Genomic DNA, 19,188 nt, shown 5'->3' on the forward strand with positions numbered 1-19,188 from the left:
AAAAAGGTTGACTTTTTGAAAAAACAGTTTATCATTAACATTGTAAATTTAATGATTTACGTTATGTTGTTATAGAGCACAGGACGTATTGATTTATATAGAAGGAGTGTTTATTAGAATGGCAGTAGATTACGATTCCAAGAAGTATTTGGAAAGTGTTGATGCTTACTGGCGTGCAGCTAACTACCTTTCAGTTGGTACATTGTTCTTAATGGGTGATCCATTATTACGCCAACCATTAAAGGCTGAAGACGTTAAGCCAAAGCCAATTGGTCACTGGGGTACTATTGTTCCTCAAAACTTCATTTACGCACACTTAAACCGTGTAATTAAGAAGTATGACCTTGATATGTTCTACATTGAAGGTTCAGGTCACGGTGGCCAAGTTATGGTTAACAACTCATACTTGGATGGTTCATACACTGAAATTTATCCTGAATACACACAAGACACTAAGGGAATGGCTAAGTTATTCAAGCACTTCTCATTCCCAGGCGGTACTGCATCTCACGCCGCACCTGAAACTCCAGGTTCAATCCACGAAGGTGGGGAACTTGGTTACTCACTTTCACACGGTGTAGGTGCTATCTTAGATAACCCTGATGTTATCGCTGCTGTTGAAATTGGTGATGGTGAAGCTGAAACTGGTCCATTAATGGCATCATGGTTCTCAGACAAGTTCATCAACCCAATCAAGGATGGTGCGGTATTACCAATCATCCAAGTTAACGGATTCAAGATTTCTAACCCTACTATTCTTTCACGGATGAGTGACGAAGAACTTACTAAGTACTTCGAAGGTATGGGCTGGAAGCCATACTTCGTATCTGCTTACAAAGAAGCTGACCGTGATGGCGAATTCGATGGTTACAAGCCACACATGGAAGTTCACGAACAAATGGCTAAGACTATGGATAAGGCTGTTGAAGAAATCAAGGCTATCCAAAAGAACGCTCGTGAAAACAACGATGATTCATTACCACAATGGCCATTAATCATCTTCCGTGCACCTAAGGGTTGGACTGGTCCTACTAAGGATCTTGATGGTAACCCAATCGAAAACTCATTCCGTGCTCACCAAATTCCTATTCCAGTATCACAAGATGACATGGAACATAAGGACATGCTTATTGACTGGATGAAGTCATACAAGCCAGAAGAATTGTTTGACGAAAACGGTCACCCAGTTGCTCTTGTTGAAGAGAACACACCAGAAGGTAACCGTCGTATGGCTATGAACCCTATCACTAATGGTGGTATCGATCCTAAGCCACTTGTATTACCAAACTACCGTGACTTTGCTGTTGACGTTCAAACTCCAGGTTCTGTTGTAAAGCAAGATATGCTTGAATGGGGTAAGTACCTCAGCAAGATGGCTGAATTGAACCCAACTAACTTCCGTGGATTTGGTCCTGACGAATCTAAGTCAAACCGTCTTTACGCATTCCTTGACAACCAAAAGCGTCAATGGATGGAAGGCATTCACGAACCAAACGATGAAAACGTTGCTCCACAAGGTCGGATGATTGATTCACAACTTTCAGAACACCAAGCTGAAGGATTCCTTGAAGGTTACACATTAACTGGTCGTCACGGATTCTTCGCGACTTATGAAGCATTCGGTCGTGTTGTTGATTCAATGCTTACTCAACACATGAAGTGGTTACGTAAGGCTAAGGATCTTTACTGGCGTCGTCAATACCCAGCATTGAACTTTGTTGATACTTCAACTGTATTCCAACAAGACCACAACGGTTACACTCACCAAGATCCAGGTCTATTGACTCACTTATTTGAAAAGGAACGTCCAGACCTTGTTAAGGAATACTTACCTGCTGATACTAACTCACTTATGGCTGTATCAAACAAGGCATTCCGTAACCAAGAATGTATCAACCTCTTTGTAACTTCAAAGCACCCACGTGCACAATGGTTCTCCATTGATGAAGCTACTGAATTAGTTGACAATGGTCTTGGCTACATCAACTGGGCATCTACTGACCAAGGTAGCGAACCAGATGTTGTATTTGCTTCAGCTGGTACTGAACCTACTGAAGAAGCTCTTGCAGCTATTGACATTCTTCATGACAACTTCCCTGAATTGAAGATTCGTTACATCAACATCATTGAAATCATGAAGTTGATGAAGCAAGACAAGAACCCAGAAGGTTTGTCTGACGCAGAATTCAACCGTTACTTCACTACTGACAAGCCAGTTATCTTTGCATGGCACGGATTCCGTGACATGATCCAAGCATTGTTCTTCGATCGTGCAAACCGTAACGTTCACATTCACTCATACGAAGAAAATGGTGACATCACCACTCCATTCGACATGCGTGTATTGAACGAACTTGACCGGTTCCACTTAGCTAAGGACGCTATCCAAAGTGTTCCTGGTTACGAACAAAAGAGTGCTGCATTTGTTGCCAAGATGGACAACATGATTAACAAGCACAACCACTACATCCGTTCAGAAGGTAAGGACTTACCAGAAGTTACTAACTGGACTTGGAAGGGTCTTAAGTAATCAATAATACTGATTGCTAATTAAACACTTAATAAATACAAGAGGCAGGAAAAAGCAAAAGCTTTCTCCCGCCTCTTCTTTTTTTATTGTTTTATTTGTAAACGCTATTAAATAAGAATAGAATTTAAATGTAGAGTATTGGTTTGTTCTTAAGAGAATGAAGGTGGAGATCATTAGTAGTAAAAATGTAAGTTCTAAGAAATTATCCTTTATTTCAATTTATTTTTTAGGTATTAACAGTGTTATTGGTTCTGGAGCTTTCCTGTTACCACAAGCTATTTATAAAGATATGAATTTAGCCAGTGTCCTGGTTTTGCTTTGTGCGGCAATTACTGTTAGTATGGTCGCTTTATGCTATGCTGATCTTTCTAGCAGGTTTACTGGTTCAGGAGCAGCGTGGCTTTATTCGTATAATGCATTTGGTCGCTTTACAGGATATGAATTAGGGATCTTTACGTGGTTTCTTGGCTGTTGTACGCTGTCGGCAGAAGTTGTTGCACTGCTAACAACATTGCGGAGCTTTTTACCGATTTTCGATAATCACCTAGTGTACTATGTTTCTGTATTTGGATTGATATTATTATTCTCGCTGATTAATTTCTTTGGTCGTACATTAGTAAAAATGGTCGATAATCTTTCTTCGGCTGCTAAGATGATTACGATTATTATATTTATTATTGTTGGTGCATTTTGCATTCACTTTGCTAATTTCTCGCCAGTTATCCCACACGCTGCAATGACTGGAGCAATGCCATTTGCAAAACATTTTGGAGCAGCATTTAGTGTTGTTTTCTATATGTTTACTGGTTTTTCCTTTATTCCAATTGCGGCTAAGCAAATGACAAATCCGGAAAAGAATATTCCACGGGTATTAATTGCGGTAATGGTAAGTGTAACGATTATGTATTCGCTAATGATGGTAGTTGCCATTGGGATTTTAGGAACTAGCATGGCTAATTATAGTACACCGATTGCTAATGCCTTTGAGACTGGTGTCGGTCGATGGGGCTACATCTTGGTAATTGCTGGAATGTTAATTAGTATATTTGGCGTTGCTTTCACGGCATCCTTTAATACCCCATCATTAATTGCATCGTTAGCAAGTGAGCACGCTATGTTGCCAAAGTGGATAGGTAAACGAAATAAGCACGATGCCCCGTGGGTTGCGATTATCCTTACAGCTGTTGTATCCCTTATATTGGTTACTCAATCTTACTTATTCCTTGTTTCCTGCATTGTGTTGGCATCATTCGTTCAGTATGTACCATCGATTTTAGCAGTGATTAAGTTTAAGCATACTAATGAATTCCCCAATCATGGATTTAAGCTGCCTGGAAAATATATTATCCCAGTACTGGCCTTGTTAATTTCCTGCTACATGGTAACTAATTTTACAATTAAAACAATAACGGTTGGTGTTGTTGTTGCGGTAGTAGCAGCAGTATCTTATTTCTTTATTAAACGTGATGAAGAACACGAAGCACGCCACCAAGAAAAATTAGCTAAACTAAGAATAAAACGTTAAAATTTAAAAAACATGACGAATAAGAGGTGATTTAATGGAATTAACGATAAAAAGAGATGGCTTGAAGTTATATGGACTTCTTGAAGGAACAACGACAATCAAAAATGATACTGTGGCAATCCTGATGCATGGATTTAAAGGCAACTTAGGGTATGATGATTCTGCAATCCTCTATGCTCTTTCCCATTATTTGAACCAGCAGGGAATACCGACATTACGCTTTGATTTTGATGGTGCCGGTAATAGCGATGGTGATTTTGCGGATATGACAGTATTTAGCGAAATCCTTGATGGGATGAAGATTATTGACTATGCTCATACAACGATGCAAGCGAAGAAAATTTATCTAATCGGTCATTCACAAGGCGGGGTTGTTGCTTCTATGTTGGCTGGCTATTATCGTGATATTATTACTAAGCTTGTGTTATTAGCACCAGCAGCCAGCTTGAAAGACGATGCGTTAAAGGGTATTTGTCAAGGCAGTCATTATGATTCTAACCACATTCCAGAAACGGTTAATGTTAGTGGCTATTCAGTTGGTGGTGGCTATTTTCGGACTGCCCAGCTAATGCCAATTTATGAAACAGCTCAACATTATGGCGGTCCGACACTATTAATCCACGGAGAAGCTGATAAGGTTGTTTCACCAGCAGCTTCGCAAAAGTATAATGTAATCATGCCTAATAGCAAGCTGCATTTAATTCCTGATGAGGGTCATATGTTTAATGGCGCTAAACGACAGGAAATCCTCGAGTTGGTCGCTAGTTTCTTAAAACAATAAAATAACTAATAAGATGCAAAAAGTCTTTATCGGTAATATGCTCTAACGGTAAGGGCTTTTTCCTTTTTCAAAGGCTTCTGTCGTTCTCCTATTTCATGGTATAATTTAACGTCAGATTGTATCAGAAAAAGAAATAAAGGAATGAGTGATTAACGATGAACTCAATCAAAGCAGCGTGTAAAACCTACTTGGTAATTGGGTCGCTGATTTTTGGAATGTTATTTGGGGCCGGAAATTTAATTTTTCCAGTACATTTAGGACAACTAGCAGGTAGTCAATGGATCTCAGCGACAGGAGGATTCTTGCTTTCAGGGGTATTTTTACCGTTATTCGCATTACTTGCCATTAGTATTACGCATGCGAATGGATTGTATGAATTAGCCCTGCCAAACGGGAAGAAATTTGCATTAATCTTTCTTATTTTGGTTCAAATAATTATTGGCCCGTTATGTGCAACGCCACGAACAGCAACAGTGCCTTATACTATCGGGATTGCACCATATTTAAGTAAGGGAATGCAAGGCTGGGGGCTGCTTGCATATACTGGTGCTTTTTTCTTAATTGTGTATTTTTTTGCAATTCGTGAAGGAAAAATCACCGAAATAATTGGGAAAATTTTGAACCCGCTCTTCTTGATAATGCTATTTTTGATTTTCTTATTAGCATTTCTCCATCCTATGGGAAGCACAGCTACGGCTCAACCAACAGCAGGCTATGTTAACCACGCGTTTAGCAATGGTTTTGTTCAGGGTTATAACACGGTTGATGCGTTAGCTGCATTAGTCTTTGGGGTTACGATCATTACGGCGGTGCGGCAATTAGGCTTTAAGAGTCAACAATCAGTTTCTCTAGCGACAACTAAAGGAGGCCTAATTGGAATTCTTGGAATAGGGGTCTTGTATATTGGATTAATATACTTAGGGACTACTAGCCGCCATCAATTTGCGATTGCTGAAAATGGGGGAACAACCCTTAACCAGATTGCTCATTATTATATGGGAGATTTTGGAAATATTTTATTGCTTACTCTTGCAACGATTACTTGTATGACGACGGCAATGGGGTTAGTAGTTGCCTTTGCGCAAGATTTTCATTACCGTTTCCCCCAGATTTCATATAAAGCTTTCTTACGTGGCAACTGCTTATTATCATTTTTAGTAGCTAACATGGGCCTAGATCGAATTGTTTCATGGTCAAAACCGATTTTGATGTTTCTTTATCCATTAGCAATTGTGCTGATCCTCCTTGGGATTTTTTCACCTCTTTTTAAAGGTGCTAGTTTAATCTATCGAATTACAACGGGAATTACAATGATTCCGGCCTTCTTTGATATGGTAAATGCATTTCCGCCTGCTTTGCGGGATACGTCATTTAGCATGTCGCTAATTCATTTTGCAGAACAATATTTGCCGCTATATCATTTAGGATTTAGTTGGTTGATTTTTACTTTTATTGGAATTGTCATTAGTGTTTGTATTTGGTACCCTCAACAGAGGAGTCGTGTATAATATAGGAGTAATGAGGAGGGGAGTACGATGCAACGACAATATTTAAGTATTGATATTGGAGGAACGGAGATAAAGAGTGCGTTAATTGACCACTCAGGAAATATCTTTGAGAAGAATCACACATTAACTCCTCGCCAAAAAGAGGAATTTTTCACAAAAATATTTGAGATAATTACTCCTGTTTTAGAAAAGATAACGGCAATTTGTGTCAGCGTTCCTGGAGTTGTTAATTCGGCTGCTGGTAAAGTAAAATTCACTGGTGCATTAGGGTTTATGGGAACGTTTAATTTTGCTTCCTATATTGAAGCACGGACGCATTGCCCTGTGTATGTTGGGAATGACGCTAACTGTGCAACTCTAGCCGAAATGTGGTTAGGTAACCTTAACGAGGTTCATAACGGTGCTGTAATCACGCTTGGAACTTCTGTTGGCGGTGGAATCGTGATTAATGATCAATTATTGCACGGCCCGCATTATCAAGCTGGAGAGCTTAGTGCGATGATTATAAATCATGATGTAGCAGATCCCCACTATTCGACTGTTGGCGCTACAACTTCTGCGGTAAAAATGATTGAAACAATAGCTGATGTCTGTGGAATAGCTGATAAAGAAGATGGACGGCGAGTATTTAAGGAGATTAACCCTCACAATCAGGTTGCTTGGTCATTATTTGAAAGTTTCTGCCGACGGGTTGCCATTCTAATCTTAAACCTTCAAACAGTTATGGATTTGGACCGGGTGCTTATTGGTGGGGGAATCAGTGCTCAGCATATTTTAATTGATGAAATAAAAAAACAGTTTAGACTTCTGCAACAAAGTGATTACCGTCTTCGGGATGATGTGACGATGCCGGAGATTATGGCTGCAAAGTTTGGTAATGAAGCTAATTTGTTAGGAGCATTATACGGATTATTATTAACAATTAAATAGTATATAAATGACCTCCAAGGGTAGGGTACGCCTAGCCATGGAGGTCGTTTTAAATTATCTATTTACGATATGGGAAATGAGCCATTGATGGTACTTTATCCCATGAAACTGGGAAGCCGGCACCATGAGCGCAAAAAACAGAGTCTGGCGAATTTTCTAAGTCTGCCACAGGATCATAATTACTACTTGCAATTAATTCAGCTGAATTATGACATGGCTGATACCCATCGACAATTAAATCAATTTGACCTTGTCCATGAGTGTAGGCACGCACCTTTTTAGGATAGTCACGCATTGCTGCAACCGGAGCTTTTCCGGTAATTATTGTCAACTGAGAATTATCAGCTTCATCAAGCGTAAAAGTTCCATGCATTTGCTGGATATCATTTATTGCGCGCCCGACCTGATCTGCCGGAACTTGTAGATGAAATGTATACCATGGTTCAAGTAATTGACATGCGTTTTGCGACTTTAATTCCATAAGCCCTTGCCGAACTGCCCGCCAAGTAGCTTGTCGAAAGTCACCACCAACTGTGTGTTTAATGTGTCCGCGACCACCAATAAGTGTAATTTTTACATCGGTAAGTGGCGCGCCGATAAGAACGCCACGATGTTCCTTTGCTTTAAGACTAGTTAGAATCTGATGCTGCCAATTACGGTCAAGGACATCAAGACTACAATCACTATTAACTGTAATTCCAGAGCCGCGTTTACCCGGTTCAAGAAATAAGTGGGCTTCTGCATAGTGGCGCAATGGTTCAAAGTGTCCCACCCCTTCAACCGTAGCTGTGATTGTTTCTTGATAGAGGACATTTCCTTCATCGAATTCTACAGCCAGGTGATAGCGATTTAACAATATTTGCTGAAGAATTTGCAACTGAACCTCGCCCATAATCTGGATCTGAATCTCCTGTAGGTGAGGGCGCCAGGTAACTTGCAGCTGCGGATCTTCATCTTCTAATTCTTTTAGCGCATTAAGACAAGCGTGTAGGTGAGTATTATCAACCTTAACCGCATAGCTTAGTACTGGCTTTATTGCAGGCGTAGGAAGCTGGGGGACGTTTCCTACGCCCATCCCTGGATAAGTGGAAGTAAGCCCGGTAATCGCTCCAACATCTCCCGCTTCTAAGACCTGACTAGTAATAAATTTGGCACCGTTATATACGCGGATTTGATTAGCCTTTTCTTCGTTAAGTAAAACTTTTTTGGCAGGTAGTTTTCCACCGAGAACACGGACCCAACTAAGGCGATTACCCTTTTCATCATGGGATATCTTGAATATTCGCGCCCCAAACTCTTGTGAAAAGGTCGGTGGAATAGTCCATTTTTCCAAACCGTTTAGGAAATTAATAATACCGTCTAACTTAAGTGCTGAACCGGTATAGCAAGGAAAGATTTTTCGTTGCTGAATTAATTGGCGAATTGTCCGCTCGTCGACTGTGCCGGTATTGAGATAGTTTTCTAAGACGGCATCATCTTGCATGGCAATATTTTCTACCACATCAGCAGTTAAATTATCAGTAAAATCAAGGCAGCCTGAAGAAAACGCTGCTTGTAGCTGTGCAATAACTTTTGTTGGGTTTGCGCCAACAGTATCGCTTTTATTAATAAAGATAAAGACAGGCACCTGGTAACGCTCTAAAAGCTGCCAGAGAGTAAGTGTATATCCTTGAATACCGTCGCTGGCAGAAACCACTAGAATGGCGTAATCAAGAACCGGCAAAACTTGTTCTGTTTGGCTGGCAAAGTCGACGTGTCCGGGAGTATCTAGCAATGTTAAATTAATATTTTGATACTTTAGTTCTGCTTGGTGGGTGAACAAGGTGATACCGCGTTGCTTCTCTAATGCATCGGGATCGAGGAAAGCATCACCGTTATCTACTCGTCCTAGTTTTCTAATTGCTCCGGTTTCATACATAAGCGCTTCAGTAAGAGTGGTTTTACCAGCGTCAACGTGAGCGACAATCCCGGTTACAATTTTCTTCACAGTGGTCACCTAGTTAGCAGCGTGATCATTTTTGCGCACGACGAGGACGTCACACTTAGCCATTCGACTGACATAGTGGGTTACTGAACCAAGGACAAAGCGTTCGATCCCAGAAACACCAGTTGCACCAAGGACGATTAAATCGGTATTATGGTCAGCAGGGAATTCGTGGGCAATGACACGCTTAGGATTGCCAAAACGAATGTGGACATTAACATCTTTAACACCAGCATCAACCGCTTGCTTTTTTAAGTCATCCAAGCGTTCTTTTGTCATTTTAACGATATTATATGTCTCTTCATTACTAAGGGCAGCGTTACTGTATCCATCGGTTAATTGAGTAACCTGAACAATTCGTAAAATATCAAGGCTTGCCTGGTTACGTAAAGCTGAATCGATGGCACTTTCTAAAACGTTGCTTGTGACTTTTGAGCCATCAACAGCGACAAGAATATGCTTGTATTGGTAATTGTCTGTCATAAATAGACACCTCCGAAAGTTTATACCTTTATTATAAATGGTTTTTATAATAAAAAGCTGAAAAAAGGAAAGGATTTTTTACTTTGTTAACAAAACATTGCAAACGCTTACCAAAAGACGTAAACTACATTTGGATGACTAAATGACAAAATTATATTTTTAGTCTATTATTGTTGATGTTTTCACAAGAGGAGTGCTTATTATGCGTTATGTTTCGATGACTTCCCATAATATTGGGATGAACTTGGCTACTGAACAGTATTTGATGAACAATAAGGATTTTGGGAAAGAACCGTTAGTGCTATTCTATTATGAAGAGCCATGTATCATTGTCGGCCGAAATCAAAATACCCTTGAAGAGATAAACCATGACTATGTTAAAGAACATAATATCCGTGTAACTCGCCGGTTATCCGGTGGTGGGGCCGTTTACCAAGATTTGGGTAACCTTTGTTTTAGTTTTGTGGTACCAAGCGACAGTGAAGAATTTGGTGATTTCAAATCATTTACGCAACCGATTGTCGATGTTCTCCATCAAATGGGAGCCACGAGTGCAGAAGTTAGTGGCCGTAACGATATTTTGGTTGACGGTAAAAAGTTTTCTGGCAATGCGATGTACTCTCGTAATGGTAAGACGTTCTCGCACGGGACTTTAATGCTTGACGTGGATCTTAGCGTGGTTGCTGATGCACTTCATGTTGCAAAAGATAAGATTGCTTCTAAAGGAATAAAGTCGGTTCGTTCACGGGTTACCAATTTACGACCATATTTAGATGAAAAATACCAAAATATTGATGTTCCAACATTTAGGGATGAATTATTAAAAGGGCTTTTCCATGTTGACAACCTCGATGAAATAAAGGATAAGCAGTATATAGTTACTCCAGAAGATCAAAAAGAGATCGATAAGATTTATGAGCAATACTACAATAATTGGGATTGGGTCTACGGAAAATCACCAGAATTCACTATTAAGAGACGTAAACACTTTGACATGGGAACGATTGACGCCAGATTTGATATTGAAAATGGTGTAATTAAGAATGTTAAATTTTATGGAGACTTTTTCGGTCCACAAGATATTAATAAACTAGCAGAAAAACTTCAAGGAGTTAAGTATGATCATGATGCAATTGCAAAGGTACTTGAAGAAGAAGGAACTCAACAATATATTACGGGAATTCCAACTGCTGAAGTAGCAGATTTGCTTGCATAATTGAGCTTTTTAACTGAATTTAGTAAAATGAGGAGTGTAATTAAATTGCATTCCTTTTTTCATGGGTAAAAGATGCAAGATGTTCGGAAAAAGAGGTTGGAAAGGCAAAATTTCTAATCTTAAAAAGAAAGTTGGCAAAGATAGTGAAAAATAATGAAAAAGTTGTTATTGTAACATCAGTAGCAGCAGTAATTGCATTAGTTTTAGATGCTTTTATGTTTGTTCAACATGGTCATTCGTTGACCTCGTCATCTGTATGGCCACGTTTGCTGCTCTTTATTATTTTGGCGGTTGTGGTTAATGGATTGTCGTTTTTAAAAATGCGATTTTGTGGATATGCGACAATTTTAGTAAATCTTTATTTTGCAATTGCCAGTTTAGCGGCTTTTCAAATGGTAAGTCCGCGTGAGAGTGCTTATGGCTTATTTATTCAAGCGCTTAGTATTGTGGGAATCTTAGTGGGAGCTGCAGGCATTTATTATGGTGCAAAACAGCGGACAGACTACACAAAAGCCAAATTTGAAAAGATGAAGGAGCAAATGAAAAAATGAAGATGTCAGTAACTGATTATTTGTCACAATTGACGAGCGATCAGGTTGTGACAGAACATGTTGAAAAAACAGCTGCTCAATCACAGCAGAAGACAGTATTAACAACTGCCGTAAAATTTATGATTGAGCAGCTTGATACTGGACACCTTGGTCAATATCAAATGACGATTAAAATGAAAAAGGGTGATCCAGTAAGTTTTCGTTTAGAAACAAACCTCATTAATGTACCAATGGATGAGGCAGAGCGCTTAGACGTTAAGTTACTAGATAAAGAAATTGAATATCCGGTTAATCTCTACTTAGTAATGGAAAGCGAAGACGTTAATAAGTCAGGATTACGGATTGATGAATTAGCAAATGAAACTGACCAGGGCGGTAAAGTAGCTGATTTAGTTACAAAGACTCAGGAATGGGTAGCCGAACACCTCGCAGATGTAATGGAAGCGAGAGCGTAAAACTTGCATCGTTTGGTGTAGTATGTTAGATTATAGTTTGCGATGAGTCGAGAGGTCTGGTAGCGACCCTAAGAGCTACCATTGACATTTTGACAGTGGGACGCATTAACTCACCGGATTGTGAGGCGTTCGGTTATTTTACGAAGTGGACATCGTAATTAGCCTGAGATAGTATCAATACACCAAAAGAGCGTTATGACATTTAAGTCATGACGCTCTTTTATTTTTTTAATTTGTAATAGATTAAGATGATGAATGGGAGAATAGTGACAATAAAGGTTACACTGAACATGACTAAATTATTAACTGTAAAGTGATCGATATTTGCATAGATATAGTAGCAGGGAAAAAGTTTTTGAATTACGGTAAATATTTTTGCAAAGCCGTTGGTTATATAAAAAGAGTTCCAGGGTATTATGAAAAACATAAGAATAAACATGATCGGTGTTCCGCCTGCGTCAACAGTAGGGGCATCAAAGATTATCCCAATGGTGAAACCAATTACGCTTAAATAAATTCCAAGGACATTAATAAGAAGAATACTGAGCAGGTTAATAGCTGTAAACGTAACAGAGCGGAGGCCGGCTGCAAGCAAAATAATAATTGCGGTAATTAGAAAATTAACAATTAGTTGGCTGACTAGCTGGGTGAGCATGTATCGCCAGATTGAATAGTGGCTAATATGAGACTGTAAAAGATAGAATTGTTTACCACCGCTAATTCGTTTACTAAAGGTAACGATAGAATTCCCAATAATCCCCATTAGAAGAGCGAGCAATAATAAACCGATTTGATACTTCCCATTATGTGGGACCGTTGGAGCAATGACTTTAATCATAAAGAGGTACCAAATCCCTGGTAGTAAAATAGTAAATAGTATGAAACGACGGTTACGTAAAACCTGTTTTAATTGAATTGTTGTAATACTCATATGAAAGCTCCTATTGGTTAGCTTGCCGATACCATTGTTCAATGCTTTGATTATGCTGATGAATCTCTTTAACAGATACATCGTAGCTTATTTGTCCGTCTTTAAGTAATAGCACTCGGGAAAAGAATTTATCAATTTGGTTGAAATCGTGGGTGATAACCATAATGCTTCCCGTAACTTGATCAATAAACTGCCAAAAGTAATCAATTGATTCTAAGTCCATCCCGACAGTCGGTTCATCTAAAATTAATAGTTTTGATTGGCGAAGGGTACTAACGATAAGAGAAAGACGTCGCTTTTGCCCGCCTGAGAGTTTAGCAACAAGGGTATTCTGCTGGGATTTTAAATTGAACTGTTCGAGGAGACGGTTAATTTTTTCTGAATTATTGACCTTACTAATCTGGGCGGCTAAAGTAATTTGTTCTTTAACCTTTAATGCAGGAATCAGTAAATCGTTTTGCGGCATAATATTGAGGGAATCTTTCTTGTTGATTTGCCACTCAACAGTACTATTAGTTGGCATAAGTGCACCTTCAATAATTTTGACTAAAGTTGTTTTACCAGCACCATTGCTTCCAAGTAGTGCAATTCGTTCATTATTAAAAATGCTAAGATTGATATCTTTTAGAACAGGAGTATTAAAGGTCATCGCAATGTGATTAAGTTGTAAAATGAGGTTATTGTGATCTGGAATTCCTAAAATTAGGTGGTCTAAAGATACTTTGAAAATCTTAGCTAATAAAATAAGCTTATCGATACTAGGATCGGCATCACCGTTTTCCCATTTTGAAACTGCTTGCCGGGATACATAGAGCCGTCTAGCTAGTTCTGTTTGTGATAATTGTTTCTCAGTACGTAGCTTGAGTAATTGCTGAGGAAATATATCTTGCATCGTGAAACTCCTTTGTAAAAATCTATATTTAGAATTTAATTGCTGATCCTAAAAAGGTCAATAGAATGCCTAGCAAATAGCGGATGCATAACTTGCTACTATTAGTTGCAGGAATATTTCCTGGGAAATAAAAAAGTCCAAAGCGAAATAATAACGTTTTGGACTCGTTTAACTATTCTAATAATTACGCATCCCTGTATAGCGGCGACTAAGGATCACGACAAGAACCGTGGCAAGAAGCCCGTAAAGAGCACCAACATATCCTAAATTACTCATAGCCGTAAATGTAACAGCCTGAGAAGCCGTAAATGAGCCTAGGGAAATACCAATATTAGCAAAAATTGAGTTTAGCGAAGAAGCAAGATCAAGTGATTGCGGGTATTGTTTTTCAGCGATGTCAAGGAACATTAACTGGGTAGAAGAACCATAACAGGAAAAAGCAACACAAAGAATGGCGACAATGATAATTGCACCCCACTTGAATGGTAGGGCTGGGGGGCTGGGCCAAAGATGAGAAATAAAATAGTCATAGCTGCATATATCCCGCTTAGACGGTGAATACCTCCGCGATCAGCAAGGTAGCCGCCAAATTTGTTACCGATGATGAAGAAAATACCCATTCCAAATAAGAGCCAGTTTAACCAAGTATTATCGAATCCCATCTCGTTAGTGATCAATGGCCGAATATAAGTGTAGACAGTATAATCGGCTGCGCAAACAGCAACAATAAAGCAGACACCAAGAATAATCCGCGAATCCTTAAAGAGGACGAATTGCTTACTAAGTGTACTCTTAAATTGCGGCGTATCACGGGGAACTAACCAGATTAAAGCAATAAAGACAATAATCGTGATCCCTGAAATCATCCAAAAACTATCGTGCCAAGTAAGGGTGGTGCTGATAACAGTCCCGATAGGAATTCCAATAACCGAGGCAATGCTAAAACCGGCGAAAACCCAGGAGACTAAACTTGCTCTTTTATCACGTGGGGCAACATAACTAGCCATTACGAGAACCATTGAAATAATTGCTCCGGCAACACTAGCAGTTAGAATTCGTGAAAGCAGCATGGAAATAAAATTGGGGGGCCATTGCTGTCCACGTGTTGCCAATAAAAAAGATAACCATGAGGACTAACAAAACGTGGTGTCGTCGCCAACGATTCGCCATTGAAGTAATAATCGGGGTGAAAATGGCATAGACTAAGGCAAATACGGTGACAAGCAGCCCTAACTTACCAAGAGAATCATGGTATTCATGGGCAATGTCAGGCAAAACACCAACAATCATATACTCATTACATCCAAGCATAAATGCAACAAATACAAAAATAATAGCTTGTAAGCGATATTTCATAAAATGTAACCCTCCCTAATAAATCTCAAACTCACCATACTGTAGCAAATTTCTCTGCTTATTTCTAGAGCATAAACCTTTTAACTTGCTAAAAATGGCAGCTTTAGCGAGAATGTAGGTAGCAGGTTATTTTATTAAGGGGTGTGAAGGATGCTTCAGGAAGTTCATACTATTTTTCAAACATTTGGTGCGAGTGTAGTAGTTCCGTTAATAATATTTATCATTGCATTATTACTACGAGTAAAACCGAAAACGGCAATGATGAGTGCTTTCTATGCCGGAGTTGGACTAACCGGATTTACCTGGGTGATCACCGAGTTTACGCCAGTTATTACTAAAGTTGTTCGACAAATGGTAAATAATACTGGGATTAAGTTGCCAGTTGTTGATATTGGTTGGGAAGCTGGGTCATTAGCAGCTTTTGGATCGACAGTCGGTTTATCGTTTTTTGTTTTTGGCTTACTAGTAGAGTTAATCTTATTTGCTGTTGGAGTGACAAAAGTATTTCTTCCTTCTAACATTTGGAATAATTTTGGCTATATGATTTGGGGAACGTTAGCTTTTTACGCTACTCATAATTATTGGCTATCATTAGGACTTGAGTTTTTCATGCTGCTATATTCTTTGGTATTAGCTGAAATTCAAGCTGATCGATGGTCTGATTACTATGGAATTGAGAATACGACTGTTGATGCCCTTCATAATATTGAGCAGGTTGTTCCTGCCATCTTGCTTGACCCGCTCTGGAATTTACTTGGATTTAATAAAATCAAGATGACGCCAAAAGATTTTAAGAAGAAACTCGGTGTTTTTGGCGAGCCAATTACAATGGGAATAATCTTAGGTCTGATTTTGGGAATCCTCGGCAATTTATCATCACTTACAACAATGAAAGCATGGGGACAAATTACAAGTGTCGCAGTTCAACTTGCAGCTGTTATGACAATTTTCCCTTTAATTACTAAAGTCTTTGCACAGGCGTTTACTCCTTTATCTGCGGCAATTGATGAACAGCAAAAGAAGAAGAAGCATGATAAGCAGAATAACCGTTATGATAAAAAACGATGGTTCTTGGCAGTTGACGATGGGGTTGGCTATGGTGAGTCTGCAACATTAATTTCTGGGATTATTCTTATTCCAATTATGGTTTTAATGGCATTTATTCTCCCAGGAAACAAAACATTACCTGTCGTTGATTTGATTGCGATCCCTTACATGGTTGAGTCCATTGTTGCTATCACACGGGGAAATATTCTTAAAGTTGTTGCTACAGGGGTTGTTTGGTTTAGTCTTGGACTATATGCTGCTAGTTGGCTGGGACCAATTTATACTGGAGCGGTTGCCCATTATGGTGTTGCTATTCCAACAGGAGTCGTGATGGTAACTAGTTTTAACTTAGTTGCACGACCGCTAAACGTTTTAGTATTTGCCGCCTTTATTTCAGAAAACCCGCTGTGGATTACGTTAGCAATTATTATTTATCTTGTTCTATTATTTGGGTTACGCAAGTATCGTCCGCAAATTTGGCGGTACCTTAATAAGATGGCTGCAAAGAATGCTTAGTTGTAATGATACTTTACGTACGGGTACTAATAAAAACGTTATAAAGCCAGCATAATAAAAAAGGATTCTTTTTAAGAATCCTTTTTTATTATAGAAAAATTTATTTAGCTAGGTAAATCTGTTCATCAATCAAATCAAATGAATGTAAATTAGCATTGACCTTACTAAGTGCATCATCTTGGCTAAGGTGTGCTTCTTGCCAGAATTTCTTGGAATTAGTTGCGCCATTTTTTTCACCAATAACGAGCAATTTAACTTCGGGGTACTCTGAGCGGAGCAATTGTAAAACGTCCCAGTCAGTCTTGCCTTTATCAGGGGCCCATGACATAATGACATACTCAATACCATTACCGTACTTTTTGATTGCAGCTAACGCATCTAATTTTTCAATTGTGGTAACGGGGTGTTTGCCAGTCTCATTTTCTTTAATCCATGCTTGATTATCTGTGGTATATATCTTTTGACTTGCATCATTATTACGTAATCCTTTCGAAATATAACCATTACCAGCCATAATTTCGAGTGTGGGCGCACCTGCTAAGTAATCAGAAAGAGCTTTTGCAAATGGGGCATTAACATATGACCACATTCCGTATGTTTCTTCAAGGTAATCACGGTAATTACGTAATGCTTTATCTAATTTTGGTAATGCTTCACTGTACTTATTCCAGAGTTTATCCCCACGTGGATCTCCTTGTGGAAACTGACTATTAACCTGTTGGAAGATCGTATCTTGAATATTATCCGGTAATAGCAATTGTGGTAATGGCTGAGGAAGAAGGCCGTTTTTTAATAAGCGGTCACTTTCTAATACATTGTTAATTAGGTATTTAATGGGCGGAAAGTTGTCAAAAAGGTCACGGTAAGTTGTTAGTTCTTGGATGTATGCCGGTTCGTTAACAACTTGGTGGGCCTTTTTTACTCTTTTCTTTAATTGTTTTAATTTTTTAGGATTCATTAGCTACTCCTTATTTAAGCTTTAAGTCTAATTGCTCCTGTTTACCATAGAAGGTATCTGTATCGCGACGATTGTGCCGTCCTTTTAGGTAGCCGTCAATTAATTGAAAAATCTCATAGCGGTCATCACTCGAAAGAATTGTCTGATTGAATGAAAGATTTTTGCTTGAAAAGAATAGTTTTGCCAAGTCAAAATCATCACGATCGGTTTTTCCAGTAAGATAGTCAAGACTAACATCGAAAAATTCGGCTAATTTTCTTGCTTCAACATATGATGGTGTCCGAATACCGCGTTCCCAGTTACCAATCTGTGAAGCAGTATTAGGCTTTTCGTTTGGACCAAGATTTTCATTGAGATGGGTAGCAAGCTCTTTGAGGGTAATCTTTTGACCCTTCCGTAGTGCTCGTAGGCGTTCTGGAAACATTATTTCACTCCCTTAGTGTATCATTATCTATTTTAACATTAGCACAGGGATTTTGGATAAAAAGAATATGCAAAGTAACGGAAAGTGTGCTAAACTATCAGCATTGACCAAAAATACAACATGGGGTTAATTATTTTGAAAAAAGAAATAAAAAAGAAAAAATGGCATCCGTGGCGCTGGGTTATTAGCATTGTAGCAGTAATAACGGTTATAATTTTTGCTGCTAGTTGTTACTTTTTCTCCGTTGCAATGGTTCCAGGACATAAAGATTTTATAAATAACTCAACTAAGATATCACGTAATGATCCATTGTATGAGCAAAAAATGTGGTTTAAGCACACTGATAAGCAAAAATGGACGATGAAGTCAGCAAGTGGTAATTATAAACTAGTGGCCGACTATATCCCGGCTTCTAAACCTACAACTAAAAATGTAGTAATCGCCCATGGCTTTATGGGGGATAAGGAAAAAATGGGCGAGTATGCCGCACTTTTTCATCAAATGGGGTATAATGTTTTAATGCCAGATGCACGAGCTCATGGTCAAAGCCAAGGAAAGTATATTGGTTATGGTTGGCCAGAACGTTATGATATCCGAAAATGGATTAATAAACTTATTCGTCATAACGGGGATGATAGTCAGGTAGTCTTGTTTGGTGTCAGCATGGGTGGTGCAACGACAATGATGACCAGTGGAATTAACCTCCCTCCCCAAGTAAAGGCATTCGTGGAAGACTGTGGATATACTAGCCTTAATGATGAGCTGAATTACGAAGCCGGTAACCTTTATGGGATTCCTAAGTTTTTACGAGTACCATTAATAGGGACGATGAGTTTAATTAATAGGATAAAGAACGGTTTCCTTATTCGGGATGCCAGCTCACTTAATATGTTGCACAATAATCATCGTCCAATGTTATTTATTCATGGTGCAAAGGATAATTTTGTTCCTACCGAAATGGTTTATCGTAACTATCAGGCAACTAGAGGAAGTAAAGAACTATGGGTTGTTCCAGGAGCGGGGCACGCAAAGTCGTATGCTACACATCCTAGCGAATATCGTCGCCATCTGATAAAATTTTTAAACCAGTATATTAAATAA

16 protein-coding genes and 1 pseudogene are annotated in these 19,188 nt (G+C 38.9%); 10 read left to right on the top strand and 7 right to left on the bottom strand.

Annotated elements, in window-relative coordinates:
• The first annotated feature begins 118 nt into the window (after positions 1–118).
• From IEU90_RS02115 to IEU90_RS02135, 5 genes are all read left to right on the top strand, one after another.
• Positions 119–2,530 carry a phosphoketolase family protein gene (locus IEU90_RS02115; protein WP_085680761.1) on the top strand — a complete coding sequence of 804 codons (2,412 nt, stop codon included), beginning with the start codon at positions 119–121 and terminating at the stop codon, positions 2,528–2,530.
• A 157-nt stretch (positions 2,531–2,687) separates the two neighbouring features.
• A complete protein-coding gene (locus IEU90_RS02120; RefSeq protein ID WP_153709146.1) occupies positions 2,688–4,055 on the top strand; it encodes an APC family permease in 1,368 nt (455 codons plus the stop codon).
• A gap of 34 nt (positions 4,056–4,089) precedes the next feature.
• A complete protein-coding gene (locus IEU90_RS02125) occupies positions 4,090–4,836 on the top strand; it encodes an alpha/beta hydrolase (RefSeq protein WP_153709145.1) in 747 nt (248 codons plus the stop codon).
• Positions 4,837–4,991: 155 nt separating this feature from the next.
• Entirely contained in the window at positions 4,992–6,344 is a 1,353-nt protein-coding gene (gene brnQ, locus IEU90_RS02130) for a branched-chain amino acid transport system II carrier protein (protein WP_153709144.1), read from the top strand.
• 27 nt (positions 6,345–6,371) lie between these two features.
• On the top strand, positions 6,372–7,274 hold the full coding sequence (locus IEU90_RS02135; RefSeq protein ID WP_153709143.1) for an ROK family protein: 903 nt from the start codon (positions 6,372–6,374) through the stop codon (positions 7,272–7,274).
• 58 nt (positions 7,275–7,332) lie between these two features.
• On the opposite strand, the gene IEU90_RS02140 is transcribed toward IEU90_RS02135, so the two are convergent.
• Complete coding sequence (locus tag IEU90_RS02140; protein WP_188357649.1) at positions 7,333–9,261, bottom strand: GTP-binding protein; 1,929 nt, start codon at positions 9,259–9,261, stop codon at positions 7,333–7,335.
• 9 nt (positions 9,262–9,270) lie between these two features.
• Entirely contained in the window at positions 9,271–9,741 is a 471-nt protein-coding gene (locus tag IEU90_RS02145) for a universal stress protein (RefSeq protein WP_153709142.1), read from the bottom strand.
• 202 nt (positions 9,742–9,943) lie between these two features.
• Between IEU90_RS02145 and lplA the strand changes: the two genes are divergently transcribed.
• The 3 genes from lplA to IEU90_RS02160 all read left to right on the top strand — a co-directional run bounded on the left by lplA (position 9,944) and on the right by IEU90_RS02160 (position 11,963).
• A complete protein-coding gene (gene lplA / locus IEU90_RS02150; RefSeq protein WP_153709141.1) occupies positions 9,944–10,957 on the top strand; it encodes a lipoate--protein ligase in 1,014 nt (337 codons plus the stop codon).
• Positions 10,958–11,100: 143 nt separating this feature from the next.
• Positions 11,101–11,508 (top strand): hypothetical protein, encoded by a 408-nt coding sequence (locus tag IEU90_RS02155; protein WP_182602375.1) that lies wholly within the window; start codon positions 11,101–11,103, stop codon positions 11,506–11,508.
• Positions 11,505–11,963 (top strand): hypothetical protein, encoded by a 459-nt coding sequence (locus IEU90_RS02160; RefSeq protein ID WP_188357650.1) that lies wholly within the window; start codon positions 11,505–11,507, stop codon positions 11,961–11,963. Before IEU90_RS02155 ends, IEU90_RS02160 begins: the two co-directional genes overlap by 4 nt.
• A 220-nt stretch (positions 11,964–12,183) precedes the next feature.
• Here the strand turns inward: IEU90_RS02160 and IEU90_RS02165 are convergent, their stop codons facing one another.
• From IEU90_RS02165 to IEU90_RS02175, 3 genes and pseudogenes are all read right to left on the bottom strand, one after another.
• Positions 12,184–12,894, bottom strand: coding sequence for a lantibiotic ABC transporter permease (locus IEU90_RS02165; protein ID WP_153709138.1), 711 nt, complete (start codon positions 12,892–12,894; stop codon positions 12,184–12,186).
• A gap of 10 nt (positions 12,895–12,904) precedes the next feature.
• The gene (locus IEU90_RS02170) at positions 12,905–13,786 is read right to left on the bottom strand and encodes an XRE family transcriptional regulator (protein WP_188357651.1); all 882 of its coding nucleotides are present in this window, start codon (positions 13,784–13,786) and stop codon (positions 12,905–12,907) included.
• Between the two features lie 177 nt (positions 13,787–13,963).
• Positions 13,964–15,142 (bottom strand): annotated as a pseudogene (locus IEU90_RS02175) (MFS transporter).
• Positions 15,143–15,292: 150 nt separating this feature from the next.
• Between IEU90_RS02175 and IEU90_RS02180 the strand changes: the two are divergent.
• Positions 15,293–16,705, top strand: coding sequence for a PTS galactitol transporter subunit IIC (locus IEU90_RS02180; RefSeq protein WP_188357652.1), 1,413 nt, complete (start codon positions 15,293–15,295; stop codon positions 16,703–16,705).
• 100 nt (positions 16,706–16,805) lie between these two features.
• Here IEU90_RS02180 and IEU90_RS02185 read toward each other — a convergent pair whose 3' ends face one another.
• Both IEU90_RS02185 and IEU90_RS02190 read right to left on the bottom strand, forming a co-directional pair.
• Complete coding sequence (locus IEU90_RS02185) at positions 16,806–17,663, bottom strand: SAM-dependent methyltransferase (protein WP_153709134.1); 858 nt, start codon at positions 17,661–17,663, stop codon at positions 16,806–16,808.
• Between the two features lie 10 nt (positions 17,664–17,673).
• The gene (locus tag IEU90_RS02190) at positions 17,674–18,087 is read right to left on the bottom strand and encodes a helix-turn-helix domain-containing protein (protein WP_163704514.1); all 414 of its coding nucleotides are present in this window, start codon (positions 18,085–18,087) and stop codon (positions 17,674–17,676) included.
• A 120-nt stretch (positions 18,088–18,207) separates the two neighbouring features.
• On the opposite strand from IEU90_RS02190, the gene IEU90_RS02195 reads away from it, so the two are divergent.
• Positions 18,208–19,188 carry an alpha/beta hydrolase gene (locus IEU90_RS02195; protein WP_188357653.1) on the top strand — a complete coding sequence of 327 codons (981 nt, stop codon included), beginning with the start codon at positions 18,208–18,210 and terminating at the stop codon, positions 19,186–19,188.

Source organism: Limosilactobacillus caviae, assembly GCF_014635905.1.
Taxonomy (GTDB): domain Bacteria; phylum Bacillota; class Bacilli; order Lactobacillales; family Lactobacillaceae; genus Limosilactobacillus; species Limosilactobacillus caviae.

What these genes read in the sequence shown, in the direction of transcription:
- IEU90_RS02115 (WP_085680761.1), top strand. Translation starts at nt 119, where the DNA reads ATGGCAGTAGATTACGATTCCAAGAAGTATTTGGAAAGTGTTGATGCT.
- IEU90_RS02120 (WP_153709146.1), top strand. Translation starts at nt 2,688, where the DNA reads ATGAAGGTGGAGATCATTAGTAGTAAAAATGTAAGTTCTAAGAAATTA.
- IEU90_RS02125 (WP_153709145.1), top strand. Translation starts at nt 4,090, where the DNA reads ATGGAATTAACGATAAAAAGAGATGGCTTGAAGTTATATGGACTTCTT.
- brnQ (WP_153709144.1), top strand. Translation starts at nt 4,992, where the DNA reads ATGAACTCAATCAAAGCAGCGTGTAAAACCTACTTGGTAATTGGGTCG.
- IEU90_RS02135 (WP_153709143.1), top strand. Translation starts at nt 6,372, where the DNA reads ATGCAACGACAATATTTAAGTATTGATATTGGAGGAACGGAGATAAAG.
- IEU90_RS02145 (WP_153709142.1), bottom strand. Translation starts at nt 9,741, where the DNA reads ATGACAGACAATTACCAATACAAGCATATTCTTGTCGCTGTTGATGGC.
- lplA (WP_153709141.1), top strand. Translation starts at nt 9,944, where the DNA reads ATGCGTTATGTTTCGATGACTTCCCATAATATTGGGATGAACTTGGCT.
- IEU90_RS02160 (WP_188357650.1), top strand. Translation starts at nt 11,505, where the DNA reads ATGAAGATGTCAGTAACTGATTATTTGTCACAATTGACGAGCGATCAG.
- IEU90_RS02165 (WP_153709138.1), bottom strand. Translation starts at nt 12,894, where the DNA reads ATGAGTATTACAACAATTCAATTAAAACAGGTTTTACGTAACCGTCGT.
- IEU90_RS02170 (WP_188357651.1), bottom strand. Translation starts at nt 13,786, where the DNA reads ATGCAAGATATATTTCCTCAGCAATTACTCAAGCTACGTACTGAGAAA.
- IEU90_RS02180 (WP_188357652.1), top strand. Translation starts at nt 15,293, where the DNA reads ATGCTTCAGGAAGTTCATACTATTTTTCAAACATTTGGTGCGAGTGTA.
- IEU90_RS02185 (WP_153709134.1), bottom strand. Translation starts at nt 17,663, where the DNA reads ATGAATCCTAAAAAATTAAAACAATTAAAGAAAAGAGTAAAAAAGGCC.
- IEU90_RS02190 (WP_163704514.1), bottom strand. Translation starts at nt 18,087, where the DNA reads ATGTTTCCAGAACGCCTACGAGCACTACGGAAGGGTCAAAAGATTACC.
- IEU90_RS02195 (WP_188357653.1), top strand. Translation starts at nt 18,208, where the DNA reads ATGGGGTTAATTATTTTGAAAAAAGAAATAAAAAAGAAAAAATGGCAT.